A 13,356-nucleotide genomic window follows, 5' to 3' on the forward strand; every position below is an offset into this window, starting at 1 on the left:
CTTCGGTCTGGGCGTTGACGAGTCTGATGGTTCCGGTGTCGTCGACGATCACCATGGCGTCCGGCGCCGCCTCCAGGAGCCCCCGAAACCTTTCCTCGGCCCCCGCGGGTACGCCCTCGCGCGGTGCGCCACCGCACCGGCATTGCCGGGGGTCCACCGTATCGGCGGGCCGCGTTGAAGTCTCTTTGACGAAATCGCCCATACCCGCCCCAGATGTGCCGCGTACCGTGAGCGACCCATCCCAGCGCACATCGATCGGGGGCGCGGTTACATGTCGTTAACTGGCCCTACCGAGGTCGAACCTGTCCTAGGCGTCACATTCCCTGGTCGGTTGCCCGTGCCATTGTCGTCAACGACGGACGGAAACCGGGCCCGCTCCGCGCGGACCCGGCCTCCGGCCCATCGGGATCCGCTACGGAACGAGGTCCACGTCCGCGGCCCGCACGAACTCGACCCGGTGACCGAACTGGATCTCGTAGTACATGTCCGTACCGATCACGACCCTGTGCGGCGTCGTGTCGAAGGTCGGCGCGTAGAAGTACTCGCCGGGCACCTTGTCACCGGCCGCGTACCGCTGGCCCGCGAGGATCTTGTACGGCAGCGGCGAGACGGACTGGACGGGCACTCCCGCCGGGTAGGCCTCCTTCTCCGGGTACGCCCTTCCGTAGACGGGGATCTGTGCCAGCCCCTCCTTGGGAGTCACGGCGGGCCCCGACGCCCGCACCGCCGTCGGCTGCTTCCTCGGGTTCTTGAACCAGGCCTTCTGGCCGAGGTACCAGATCGCCGTCCAGTCGCCGTCCCGTCCGGCGAGCGCGTACCGCTGACCGGTGGAGACGCGCGAGGCCACGTCGTTCACGCCGGTCGTCGACGCGTCGCCCTTCGGGTACAGGCCGATGTCCTGGATCAGCGGTGAGCTCTCGTCCGGCTGGGAGTAGAGCCGCACCTCGCTGGAGCCGTGCGCGGCACAGGGCTCGCCCTTGGTGACGCAGCCCGTGTACACCGGCTGGTTCGCGTCGAAGTCGGGCAGGACGGTGACCAGGTCGCCCTTGCGGAACGAGCGGTGGAAGGGGTGCCCGAGCAGGGTGAAGTAGTGCTGCCAGTCCCAGTACGGGCCCGGGTCCGTGTGCATGCCCGGAATGGTGGAGGTCGTGGGCCCGGGTACGTTGTCGTGCCCCAGGACGTGCTGCCGGTCCAGCGGGATGTCGTACTTCCGGGAGAGGTACCTCACCAGCCGGGCGGAGGCGCGGTACATCTCCTCCGTGTACCAGGCGTCGGGCGCGGTGAGGAAGCCCTCGTGCTCCAGGCCGATGGACTTGGCGTTGATGTACCAGTTGCCCGCGTGCCAGGCCACGTCCTTGGCCTTCACATGCTGGGCGATGTGCCCGTCGGTCGAGCGCAGGGTGTAGTTCCATGACACATAGGTCGGATCCTGGACGAGGTTCAGCACCCCGTCCCAGGTGCCTTCCGTGTCATGGATGACGATGTACTTGATGCTCTGCGACGCGGGCCGGTCGCCCAGGTCGTGGTTGCCGTAGTCGCCCTCGCCGAACTCCTCGTACGGGGCCGGGATCCACTCGCAGGACACCGTCCTCGGGCATTCCGTTCCGTCGGCGGAGGCCGTCCGCAGTCCCGCGCCGCTGAGCTGGGCGGTGTCGGGGTTCAGGCGGGGCTGGGCGGCGAGCGTGACCTGCTGGCCGGCGTCCGTGGTGCGCCGCTCGCCGGCGCGCATCACCTCGTACGCGTCGTCGGCGTAGGTCGCCGCGGTGGTGCTGTCGTCCGCTCCGGAGAAGCGTGCCACCGCTGCGTACCAGTCGGCGGCGTCGTCGCTCAGGGGCTCGCCGAGGTCCCGCTGCGCGGCGGCGAGGAGAGCGGCGCCGCCCGCGACGTTCGCCGCCGCGTCGGTGCGCAGCCGCTCCGCCGGCAGGCCGGTGAGATCGGCGGCCTTCGTCAACGTCTTGAGCCGAGCGGGGAGTTGGGAGTCCGTGGGTGCCGACGCCGCGGGCAGGAGCGCGGGGCGCGAGCTGTCGCCGCGGGCGTCCTCCGTGCCGTCACTGTGATGCGGGGTCCCGGCGATCGCCGTCCGGGCGTCGGTCAGGTGCATGGGACCGTAGCCGCCCGTGACGCTCGGGGCACCGGCGTGCGCGTCCCAGCGGGACTGCAGATAGGAGACGGCGAGCAGCACGCTCTGCGGAACGTGGTACTCGGCGGCCGCGGCGGCGAAGGCCCGCTGCAACCCGGCCGCGGGCACCTCCTCGGCGGAGCTCGAAGGGGCCGCGCCCAGCAGCGGCAGCAGCAGCGCCGCCGAGGCGACGGCTCCCGCGGACCTGCGCGCGCGTCTGTGCCCGGTGGTGCCCTTTGGTTCGGTGGCGGACCAGTGCAATGCAGCCTCCTGGGACGATCGGGCGCGGTGGGGCGTGCGAGGGCCGGACGCGTCAGTGCTACCGGCTCTCCGACGATCCGTCAATCATGCCCGGAGGCAGGCGATTTCCCATGTCAGCGCGGGGAGTGCGGGGTTTCGTGGCGGTGGCCTCCCGGCCTGCGGGGCGTCAGTGGAATGAACCAATGCCCCGAACGGCGGGCCGCACATGAGGGAGGTCCGCGGTGCGCCGGTGTTCTGGCGTCATCGCGGACCTCCGTCCCCCCTTCAGCGAGTGCCGACCGCCGCTCGGACGGCCCGACGGGCCATCTGGCAGTCGTCGTGCAGCCGCCTCAGCAGCAGCCGCTGTTCCTCGCCGGACGGCGCAGCAGCCGGGTGGGCCGGGCCCGCTGCCGCCGGGGCCGAGTCGTGCAGGGAACGCTGCACGGCCATCTCGTACGTACGGATCTCCCGGGTGAGGACGATCATCAGGTTCACCAGGAAGGCGTCCCGTGCCGCGGGGCCGGCCGACTGCGCGAGCTGGCTGATCTGACGGCGTGCCACGGGAGCGTCACCGAGGACCGCCCACAGCGTCGCCAGGTCGTAGCCCGGCAGATACCAGCCCGCGTGCTCCCAGTCCACCAGCACTGGACCGGCCGGTGAGAGAAGGAGGTTCGACAGGAGGGCGTCGCCGTGGCAGAACTGACCCATGCCCTGGCGGCCGGAGGAAGCCGCGATGCCGTGCACCAGTTTCTGCAGATCGCCCATGTCCCGGTCCGTGAGCAACCCCAGCTCGTGGAATCGGGAGATCCGCTCCGCGTAGTCCAGCGGGGCGTTGAAGGTCCCCGTCGGCGGCCGCCACGTGTTCAGCCGGCAGATGGCGCTGAGCGCGGCGCGGATGTCCGCGCGGGGCGGGGCCTCGAGCGGGTGGCGCTGGAGCGCGGCCACCCGGCCCGGCATGCGCTCGATCACCAGCGTGCAGTTGTCCGGATCCGCCGCGATCAGCCGGGGCACCCGCACGGGCGGGCGGTGCCGGACGAACAGGCGGTATGCAGCTATTTCGTGCCGGATCCGCTCGGCCCAGACGGGGGAGTGGTCCAGTAAGCACTTGGCGACGGCCGTGCTGCGCCCCGTCGTGCCGACGAGGAGCACGGAGCGTCCGCTGCGGCGCAGCACCTGGACCGGAGCGAACTCCGGACAGATCCGGTGCACCGACGCGATCGCCGTGCGCAGCTGGGCGCCCTGAGGGCCGGACAAGTCGAGTCTCCCGCTGAGCGGTTGGGTGCCGAGCCCCGCCGCGCGGCGCGTCCGGCCGGCACCGAGCACGGGGGCCGCCTGACGTGCGGGGTCGAGGTAAGGGCCGCTGCCCACCGGGCGGGAGTGCAACGACCGGGGCGGAGCGGACACGGAGGACGATGCTGTGTACATGGGCGAAACAGATCCCTTCGTGTGCCTGCAAGTTGCCGCGCTGCCCGCCCCGGCCGCCTGGTTCATCCTGGGGAATGTCCCTGGCAACCGGGTCGGGGTGGCGCGTTCCTACCTGACACCCGACGTCCACTGGCACACCATCTGGCGCACCCTGGCGAACCCTGGCGAATAGTCGCTCAGCAACTGACAGGCGGTTACTGTCGAAATCAGCCGAGAACCTGGGGGCTTGACGTGAACGGACAACCCAACACCCGTCTGTCGGACCTGTTCGGCCTGGCCGGCTGGTCCAAGGGCGAACTCGCGAGAATGGTCAACCGGCAGGCGGCGGCCATGGGCCACCCCCAGCTGGCGACCGACACCTCGCGGGTGCGGCGGTGGATCGACATGGGAGAGATCCCGCGCGATCCGGTGCCGCGGGTGCTGGCGGCCCTGTTCACCGAGCGTCTCGGCCGTGTCGTGACCATCGAGGACCTCGGTCTGGTCCGGCACGGGCGCGCGGGGAAACGGCAGGGCGGCGGGAGTGTGGAACATCCCGACGGAGTGCCGTGGGCGCCCGAGCGGACTGCCCTGGTCCTCACCGAATTCACGGGAATGGACCTCATGCTCAACCGACGCGGCTTGGTGGGCGCGGGTGCCGCGCTCGCCGCGGGATCCGCACTCAGCACTGCCATGCACGACTGGCTGCACACCGATCCGGCCCTGACGGCCGACGCTCCGAAGTTCGAAGACCCCCTGCACGCCGACCCCGCCGGGTTCGACCGCTACGAGGCCGCCCCCATCGGGTCGCAGGAGATCGAGGAACTGGAGCGCTCCGTCGAGGTGTTCCGGGCCTGGGACGCGGCCCGCGGCGGCGGGCTGCAACGCAAGGCCGTGGTGGGCCAGCTCAACGAAGTGGGAGGCATGCTCTCCTACCGGCACCCCGACCATCTCCAGCGGCGCCTCTGGGGCGTCGCCGCCAATCTCGCCGTCCTCGCGGGCTGGATGTCGCACGACGTCGGCCTGGAACCCACGGCTCAGAAGTACTTCATCATCGCCGCCCACGCGGCCAGGGAGGGCGGCGACCGGCCCCGTGCCGGGGAGGCGCTCTCCCGGGCGGCTCGCCAGATGGTGCATCTGGGCCGGCCCGACGACGCGCTCGACCTCATGAAGCTCGCCAAGTCCGGTTCGGGCGACGAGGTGCTGCCCCGCACCCAGGCCATGCTCCACACCATCGAGGCCTGGGCTCAGGCCTCCATGGGCAAGGGCCAGGCCATGCGGCGCACCCTCGGTGTCGCGGAGGACCTGTTCGTGTCCGACCGCGGTGACGTACCGCCGCCCAGCTGGATGCAGTTGTTCGACGAGGCCGACATGCACGGTATGCAGGCTCTCGCCTACCGCACCCTCGCCGAGCACGAGCCGGCCGCCGCGGCGACCGCGCAGCGCCACGCCAAGGAGGCGCTGAAGCTGCGGGAGTCGGGCCGGGACCGGTCGAAGATCTTCGACCACATCTCCCTCGCTTCGGCCTGCTTCATCGCCGACGACCCCGAACAGGCCGACCGCTACGCGCGACTGGCCCTGACGTCGATGGGCTCCAACTCCTCCCATCGCACCTGGGACCGGTTGCGCGAGATGTACAGGCTCACCGGGCAGTACTCCAGCTATCCGAAGATCAGCGATCTGCGTGAGGAGATCAAACTCGCGCTGCCGAAGGGCGCGTTGAAGCCCAGGCGCGGCAACAGCGCGCGGGTGTAGGGGCCTGCTGCCGCATCCCCGGGTGCCTGCGTCCCCGTGCTCCCGCGGCCCCCTGCGCGCGTCGGCGTTCGGGGCGGGTCGCGCTGCGACGCGCCGCGTCGGCTGACAACGACGTCAGCCGTCAGGGGCCGATACCGATCCTGACCGACTCACCGTCGCGTCCGGCTCCGGTGTCCTTGTCCTCGGTCTCCGGTGACCGCATGGCCGGCGTCATCGGTGTCAGGCGTCATCGGTGTCAGGATCCGATCCGGGCGATGAGCACGCAGGCGTCGTCCTCGCGCTCTGTCTCGCCGAATTCCTCGACAATCATCCGTACACAGTCCTGGGCCGTACGGGCCTCGCCGAAGCGCGGGGCCAGGTCGAGCAGCCTCTGGACGGCCGCTGTACCTTCCAGGATCCCGGTTTCGCCCGGGTCCGGAGAGTCCGATCGCCGGGGCACAAGCCCCTCGGTGTGCAGGAGCAGCAGGTCGCCCACGCGGAGGCCTGCTTCGGCCTGCCCGTAGTCGGCACCGGAGGTGGCTCCGAGCAGTACGCCGTCCGGTGCGGCCAGCGCGCGCCCCGTCCCGTCGCGGAACAGCAGCGGGGCGGGGTGTCCTGCCTGCGCCCAGCTGAGGGTGCGGGTCGCGGGCAGGTAGCGGCAGCAGACGGCACTGCCCAGCGCGGGTTGGACGGTGGCGTCGAGCAACTGATTGAGCCAGGAAAGGAGTTGACCCGGCTGGGTGCCCGCCACCGCCATGCCGCGCAGGGCGCCGAGCAGCATCGCCATTCCCGAGGTCACGGTGACCCCGTGTCCGGTCAGGTCGCCGACGCTCAACAGGGTTTCCCCGTCGGGGAGTTCGAGCGCGTCGTACCAGTTGCCGCCGATCAGCGCGCTGGTCGAGGACGGCAGATAGTGGGCTGCCACGTCCAGTGCCCGGGGGCCCTGGCGCGGGAACCGCAGGGAACCGCGCCAGGGTGGCAGCACGGCCTCCTGGAGTTCGACCGCGAGCCGGCGCTCGGTCTGCGCGACGTGCTGCTGACGCCGGAGCGATTCACGGGTCTCGCCCACCGTCCGCTGACTGCGCCGCAGTTCGCTGACATCGCGCAGCACGGCCCACATCGAGGCGGTGCTGCCGTCCGTGTCGAGCACGGGCTCGCCCATCATGTGTACGGTCCGTACGCCGCCGTCGGGGCGCACGATGCGGAACTCCCCGTCGATGGGCTTGGCGTCGATGAGGCAGTCGGTGACCATCGTCGTCAGCATCGCCCGGTCCTCGTCGAGGACCAGGGAGGGCAGCTCGTCGAGGGTGAGCGGGGGAGCGGCGGCGTCGCGGCCCAGGATCTGGTACAGCTCACCGGACCAACTGGCCTCGTCCGTGAGCAGGTTCCACTCCGCGCTGCCGACCCGGCTCAGCAGGGAGCCCTGCCGAGGCGCGGCCGACCCGGGCAGCGTGGTGGGAGCGGCGGGGGTGGTCGCGGGCTGGACGGGCACGGCCGGCGGTCCGTCCCGCAGCTGGGCCAAGTGTTCGTCGAGGTCGTTCAGTTGGTGCAGTGCCAGATTGCACAGTGCGCGCTGCCAGCGTCCCTGCGCGTCCTCGCCGTCGGCGGGTGCCTCACGCCGTACGGCGTCCACCTCGCCGCGCAGGCGCCGGGTCTGCGAGATGAGCGCGTCGACCGTGCCGCGCGGGGGCGGCTGAGCGGCGGGGCGGTCCGCGGAGAGATGGGGTGGCATGACGTACTCCGATGCGGGGACGGTACGACCTGGGCTGACGGAAGGACCGTTTACGACTGTCGCACAGCCCGCGACGCGCTGTAAGGGATTTGGCAACACCCGATACGGTCGTGCTTCCGGTATATGCCGCAGTCCTCCCGGAGTGGGCGACTGGTCCCGATGCGGTAGCCGGCGCCCGGGGGCAAGTCGTAGTCACCGTACGCGACTTGAGGGTCGCCGATGGACCCGTGTCAGCTTTCATTCTGCTGTTCGAGGGGCGTGTGTGCGAGCCCCTGTGAGGGAACTCGCCCGCGTCTCAGAGTGAGCGCACGAAGTCCGTCACCTCGGCCTCGTACAGAAAGGACGGATCGATGCCCATCGAGGCGAAGTTGCCCTCGATCTCCAGGGCGACGATGCCGTGCAGATGGGCCCACAGCATCGTCGAGCGCGCGGCGACCGCTTCCGGGACGCCCTCGAAGCCGTGCCGCTGCTGCCACTCCCGGAACTGCGCCGCCGCGCCTTCCGGGACCCGCGCGTCCGGCTCGGCCAGGGCGGTCACCGCTTCCAGGAGCACGTTCATGGCGGGCTGCGAGGCCTCGACCAGGCTCGCGGACTGGGCGTCGTAGCCCTGGAGCGGGGCCCGGAAGAGCAGGCGGTAGCGATGCGGTTCGGCCAGTGCCCAGGCCCGGTAGGCCCGCCCCAGCTCGGTCAGCCGGGTGACGGCGTCGTCCGTGCAGGCCTCGGCGGCGCGGGAGAGGGCCGACGCCAGGTCTCCGTAGGCGTCGACGACGAGGTCGGTCAGCAGGCTGTCGCGGTTGGCGAAGTAGCGGTAGAGCGCGGGTCCCGTCATGCCCAGCTGCTTGGCGATCGCGTTGAGCGACAGCGCTTCCGGGCCGCCCTCGGCCAGCTGGCGCAGCGCCGCAGTCTTCACTTCCTGGCGTACCTGCGCGCGGAACCGGTCGCGCGGGCCCGTCCCGGTTCGGGTCTCAGCGGCCATGTCATCGCCTCTTCGTCTCGGGGTGCGGGAGGGTGTGATGGTTAGAGATTATCACGTACGCAATAAGCAGTAACGAAATGACTCCGTGCCGAGGGTTCCGGCCGGGCGCGCGCGGGTCTCCCCGCAGACGGCTCAGCCGGGATCCAGCCATGATCACCGCATGCGACGGTGATCACGTGAATCCCGGGCTCGGCCGGTGCCCCAGGTACCACGGGACGATCACGGCCTTCGTCATGGGCCGAGACCGATCACCTCGTCCACCCCCACCCCCACCCCCGCCGGAAGCCGCTCCTGCGAGAGCGGCATGTCCAACGGGAGACCGTGAACCAGGACGTGTTCCCGGCACGGAGGAGAACGACCACCCAGCCCGGATCGAAATACCGAGGGTCGCCCGCGATCGCCGCCGCTCGGCGTATGCGCATGCCCGGTCCCCGGCTGCGGCGAGGCGGGCCGGCTCCGTGGGGCGGCCCGCCGGGAAGCGCGCGGCCACCGCACGCCGGTGGCCCGGTCAGGCGTAGAGGTCCGGGCGCGGAGCGAGATCGACGGCCACCCGGCCACCGTTCTCCAGCGCCCGGACTCCCGCCTCGGCGACGGCGGACGCCGCGTACCCGTCCCAGACGCCGGGCCCCGTGACCCGGCCCGCCCGGGTCGCGTCCACCCAGGCCTGCACCTCACGGTCGTACGCGTCGGCGAAGCGTACGAGATAGTCCTGCGCCACCTCCTCGTGCGTGCCGCCCGCCGTCGTCACGACCATCGTGTGCTCGTCCCCGATCCGCGCGCTCCCCGCCTCGCACACCGCCTCGCACCCCACCTGGTACCCGAACCCGGAGTTCACGAAGACCTCGACGTCGACCACCGCGCCGCCGGCCGACTCGAACAGGACGAACTGGGGATCCATCAGACCCTCGGGGGCGTTCGCGGACGGCCGGGGCCGCAGCACGGTCACCGCCGTGAGTTCCTGGCCCAGCAGCCAGCGCGCCGCGTCGATCTCGTGCGAGACGGAGCTGTTGACCAGCATCGCCGAGGTGAAGCCGGGCGGCGAGGCGACGTTGCGGTGCGTGCAGTGCAGCATCAGCGGGCGGCCCAGCCGTCCGCTGTCCAGCAGGGACTTGAGGCGCTGGTACTCGGCGTCGTACCGGCGCATGAACCCGACCTGCGCCAGCCGCCGCCCGAGCCGTACCTCCGCCTCCACCACCCGCAGCGCTCCGTCCGACTCCGGCACCAGCGGCTTCTCGCACAGCACCGGCAGGCCGCGCGCGAACGCCGCGAGCAGGGCCTCCTCGTGTGCGGGACCCGGGGACGCGATCAGTACGGCTCCCACGCCGGGCGCGTCGAGCGCGGCCTCCGGCTCGGCGTGGACCGACACGCCGTCGATGCCCGCCACCGCCGCCTCGGCGCGAGCGGTGTCGGGATCCGCCACGGCGGCGACCCTGGCGCCGCTCACCACCCGGTCTATGCGGCGTACATGGTCGGCTCCCATGTGTCCGGCACCCAGTACCGCCACACCCAACAGCTCACTCACGCGGTGCGCACCTCTCCCACGACTGTCGGGACGCTCTTCCGCCCCCGTGCCCCGATTGTCGGCCGCGGAGATCGATGACGCAGCACCCTGACGCGATCCGATACCGGGCATCCAGGGCAATTGATCGCCAATGTCGCTTGAGTCGTCACGACAGGCGTCTGCGACGTCTAGAAGGAGTCCGGATCGGCGGCCGCCCAGTCCTTTGCCCAGGACGCGGGCGGCTCGGCGAGCAGCACCCCGGGCGCCAGCCACTCGTAGAGCTCCGCGTACGACCGTACGGCCGTGGGATCGACGCGGCGCAGCAGGCGGTCGGGTGTGAGGTCGCCCGGATCCCGTACGCCCATCGCGGCCATGATCCGGCTCGCGCTGCGCACGGTGGCCCGCTGGTAGCGGTGTACGCGCTGGGACTTGTCGGCCACGTCCAGCGCGCGGACCCGGCGCGGATCCTGGGTCGCCACGCCCACCGGACAGGTGTTGGTGTGGCAGCGCTGGGCTTGGAGGCAGCCGAGGGCGAACATCATCGCGCGGGCCGCGTTGGTGTAGTCGGCGCCCTGGAGGAGGCGTTTGACGATGTCCGAGCCGGTGGCGACCTTGCCGCTCGCCCCGATCCGGACGTGGTCGCGCAGCCCGGTGCCGACCAGCGCGTTGTGGACCGTGATCAGGCCCTCGGTCAGTGGGGTGCCGATGCCGCCGTCGAACTCCGCGGGCGCCGCCCCGGTGCCGCCCTCCGAACCGTCGACCACGATGAAGTCGGGCGTGACGCCTTCGGCGAGCATCGCCTTGCAGACGGCCAGGAACTGGCGGCGCGAGCCCACGCAGAGCTTGAAGCCGGTCGGCTTGCCGCCCGCCAGCTCCCGCATCCGGGCGATGAACCGCACCAGCTCCCGCGGGGTCGAGAAGACCCGGTGGTACGGCGGCGACACCACGGTCCGGCCCTCGGGGACATCGCGCGCCCGCGCGATCTCGGCGCTCACCTTCGCCCCCGGCAGGACCCCGCCGATCCCCGGGTCCGCCCCCTGGGAGAGCTTCAGCGACAGGCACTTCACCTCGGGCAGCGCGGCCTTGTCCGCGAACTCCCGCGCCTCGAAGTCCCCTTCGGAGGTGCGGCAGCCGAAGTACCCCGTGCCGATCTCCCAGACGAGGTCGCCGCCGCCCCGCAGATGGTGGTCCGACAGGCCGCCCTCCCCGGTGTCGTGCGCGAAACCCCCCAGCGCGGCACCCCTGTTGAGCGCCGTGATCGCGTTCCCCGAGAGGGCGCCGAAACTCATCGCGGAGACATTGAGCAGGGCCATGTCGTACGGCTGGGTGCAGTCGGGACCACCGACGCGGACGACGGGCGGCTCGTCCGGCACCTCCACGGGACGCATCGACGGTTCAACGAACTCGTGGCCCTCCGCGTACACGTCGTCCTCGGTGCCGAACGGCTCCTCGACCTCGACGCCCTTCGCACGGTCGTACACGAGGGCCCGCACCCGGCGGTCGTAGGGCCGTCCGTCGTGGTTCCGCTCGACGACGTACTGCTGGAGCTTCGGGCGCAGCGCCTCCAGGAGGAAGCGGAGGTGCCCGGAAACGGGATGGTTCCGCAGCACGGACTGCCGTCGTTGCCCCAGGTCCCATCCGCCCAGCGCGGTCAGCGCCAGCAGCGGGGCCGCCGCGCACCACCACCACGCCGAGACGCCACGGACCAGGAACAGCGCCCCGGCCGCACCGAGGGCGACGAGCAGCAGTGGGAGCATCCGGCGCACACGATGAGTGAATCCCATGGGGACGAAAGCCGCCGATCGGGATGCCGTCGGATCGTGCGGGCCACGGAGCGGTCCGCCCGGTCGGCTCCGGCAGGCCCGCGCTGTCGCGGTCGCCGAGGAGGACGTCGGTATGCGGTCGAGGGCGGGGGACCGCCTCGGCCGTTCGGGTCCTCCGGACCCTGTGGGTCAGCAGACCGGCGCCACCCCGTCGCCCCGCTGGGCCGGCGGTCACGCGTCACCCGGTGACCGCGGGTCAGTACGTGTCCGTGTCCTCCGGGCCGCAGGAGCTTCCGCTGGCCGGCAGGGACCCGTACAGCAGGAAGTCGTCGACCTTTCGGTGCACGCACTTCGAGGACGCGTACCCGGTGTGCCCCTCGCCCTTGTTGTCGAGCACCACGGCGGAGGAGCCGAGGCGCTTTGCGGTCTCCAGGGTCCAGCGGTACGGGGTCGCCGGGTCACCGCGGGTGCCGACGAGGAGCATCTTCGACGTGGGTACGTCGCGGACCTTGTCGCGTATGTAGTCGGTGCCCTTCGGGCGGCCGTAGCACATCAGCACCTGGGCGAGCCGGTACTGGCCGAAGACGGGCGAGGCCTGTTCGTACTCGGCGCGCAGTCCGGCGATCTGCCGGGTGACCTGGTCGGCGCTGGGCCGGTCGGGGTCGTCGGCGCAGTTGATGGCCATCAGGGCGGCGGGGAGATTGTCCAGGGGGATGTCCTGCTCGTCGACGAGCCCGCCGCTCCGCTTCGGCCGCTGCCGGGCGGGCGCGGCGGGGTCGGGCAGGGAGGCGCCGCCGTACAGCTGTGTCAGTCCGTGTGTGTCGCCGTCCTGGACCAGCAGGTTGAGGGCCTGTTCGAGGACGGGCCACATCGCCTTGCTGTAGAGCGCCTGGCTGATCGCCCCCACCAGGTCCTGTCCGGTGAACGCCTGGCCGAATTCCGACGGCACCGGTTCCTCGTCGAGCGACTTGACGAGCTGGACCACCTGCTCGCCGGCACTGCGTTCATCCTGTCCGAACGGGCAGGCCATGTTCTTCGCGCACCAGGTGATGAAGTCGTCGAGCGCGGTCTGCTGTCCCGCGGCGCCTATGAGGCCCTGCTCGGCCACCGGCTCGGTGAGGGTGTCGACACCGTCGAGCACCATCCGCCCCGTCTTCTTGGGGAACTGGGCCGCGTACACTGCGCCGAGCCGCGTCCCGTACGAGAAGCCGAGATAGTTCAGCTTCTTGTCGCCGAGCGCCTGACGCATCACGTCCAGGTCGCGGGAGGCGTTGACCGTGCCGATGTGGGGGAGGACGGCGCCGGAGTGCTCGGCGCAGGTGTCGGCGGCCTTCTTGACCGCCTTGAGCGCCGCCTGCACGTCGGTGCCGCCGGCCGTCGCCCCGAGGATCGCGTCGACACCGTCGCCGCAGCTGACGGGCGAGGACCGGCCTACGCCGCGGGGGTCGAAGGTCACCACGTCGTAGCCGTTCGTCAGGCCCATGAAGTCCTTGCCGCCCGCGGCGAGCTCGGGAATACCCGCACCCCCCGGACCGCCGAAGTTCAGCAGGACCGAACCCCGTGAGTGGCCCGTCGCCCGGTAGCGCGCCAGTGCCAGGTCGAGCGTGCCGCGGTCCGGCTTCGCGTAGTCCAGCGGGACGGTGACCTTGCCGCACTGCAGGTCCTCGGGCATGGCGTCGCCCTTGCAGGCCGCCCACGCGACCTTCTGGCCGTAGAAGCGGGACAGGTCGGGCCCGTCGGCGGCGACCGCCGCCATCGGCAGACCCGTCGCCAGCAGGGTCAGCGTCGCGGTGGCGGCTCCCACGACCGCGAAGCGATGGTGCGTGGACTGCATGCCTGCCTCCAGGGTCGCCCTGCGGTGGACCGGCGGTATCCCCCGGATCACGATAG

The 13,356-nt window shown here is 71.4% G+C and carries 10 protein-coding genes; 2 read left to right on the forward strand and 8 right to left on the reverse strand.

The window, feature by feature from the left end:
* From ACFYW8_RS04570 to ACFYW8_RS04580, 3 genes are all read right to left on the reverse strand, one after another.
* The coding region (locus ACFYW8_RS04570; RefSeq protein ID WP_389067787.1) for a PAS domain-containing protein at positions 1 to 202 on the reverse strand (202 nt) is incomplete at its 3' end.
* A gap of 210 nt (positions 203 to 412) precedes the next feature.
* Positions 413 to 2,380: an N-acetylmuramoyl-L-alanine amidase gene (locus ACFYW8_RS04575; protein ID WP_389067790.1), complete on the reverse strand. Its 1,968-nt coding sequence runs from the start codon at positions 2,378 to 2,380 to the stop codon at positions 413 to 415.
* Between the two features lie 264 nt (positions 2,381 to 2,644).
* Positions 2,645 to 3,784 carry an aminoglycoside phosphotransferase family protein gene (locus ACFYW8_RS04580; RefSeq protein WP_365875605.1) on the reverse strand — a complete coding sequence of 380 codons (1,140 nt, stop codon included), beginning with the start codon at positions 3,782 to 3,784 and terminating at the stop codon, positions 2,645 to 2,647.
* On the opposite strand from ACFYW8_RS04580, the gene ACFYW8_RS04585 reads away from it, so the two are divergent.
* Positions 3,783 to 3,956, forward strand: a complete 174-nt coding sequence (locus ACFYW8_RS04585) for a hypothetical protein (protein ID WP_158997174.1) — start codon at positions 3,783 to 3,785, stop codon at positions 3,954 to 3,956. The genes ACFYW8_RS04580 and ACFYW8_RS04585 overlap by 2 nt on opposite strands.
* A 59-nt stretch (positions 3,957 to 4,015) precedes the next feature.
* Positions 4,016 to 5,515 (forward strand): hypothetical protein, encoded by a 1,500-nt coding sequence (locus ACFYW8_RS04590; protein ID WP_365875608.1) that lies wholly within the window; start codon positions 4,016 to 4,018, stop codon positions 5,513 to 5,515.
* A 235-nt stretch (positions 5,516 to 5,750) separates the two neighbouring features.
* Here ACFYW8_RS04590 and ACFYW8_RS04595 read toward each other — a convergent pair whose 3' ends face one another.
* The 5 genes from ACFYW8_RS04595 to ACFYW8_RS04615 form a co-directional block, all read right to left on the reverse strand.
* Entirely contained in the window at positions 5,751 to 7,226 is a 1,476-nt protein-coding gene (locus tag ACFYW8_RS04595) for a PP2C family protein-serine/threonine phosphatase (RefSeq protein WP_389067796.1), read from the reverse strand.
* 295 nt (positions 7,227 to 7,521) lie between these two features.
* Positions 7,522 to 8,202, reverse strand: coding sequence for a TetR/AcrR family transcriptional regulator (locus ACFYW8_RS04600; RefSeq protein WP_389067798.1), 681 nt, complete (start codon positions 8,200 to 8,202; stop codon positions 7,522 to 7,524).
* Positions 8,203 to 8,710: 508 nt separating this feature from the next.
* A complete protein-coding gene (locus ACFYW8_RS04605) occupies positions 8,711 to 9,724 on the reverse strand; it encodes a Gfo/Idh/MocA family oxidoreductase (RefSeq protein WP_365875614.1) in 1,014 nt (337 codons plus the stop codon).
* Between the two features lie 167 nt (positions 9,725 to 9,891).
* Entirely contained in the window at positions 9,892 to 11,460 is a 1,569-nt protein-coding gene (locus tag ACFYW8_RS04610) for an FMN-binding glutamate synthase family protein (protein ID WP_389068146.1), read from the reverse strand.
* A gap of 262 nt (positions 11,461 to 11,722) precedes the next feature.
* Positions 11,723 to 13,300: an alpha/beta hydrolase gene (locus ACFYW8_RS04615; protein ID WP_389067802.1), complete on the reverse strand. Its 1,578-nt coding sequence runs from the start codon at positions 13,298 to 13,300 to the stop codon at positions 11,723 to 11,725.
* Between the last annotated feature and the right edge of the window lie 56 nt (positions 13,301 to 13,356).

The organism is Streptomyces sp. NPDC002742 (assembly GCF_042888885.1).
GTDB lineage: Bacteria > Actinomycetota > Actinomycetes > Streptomycetales > Streptomycetaceae > Streptomyces.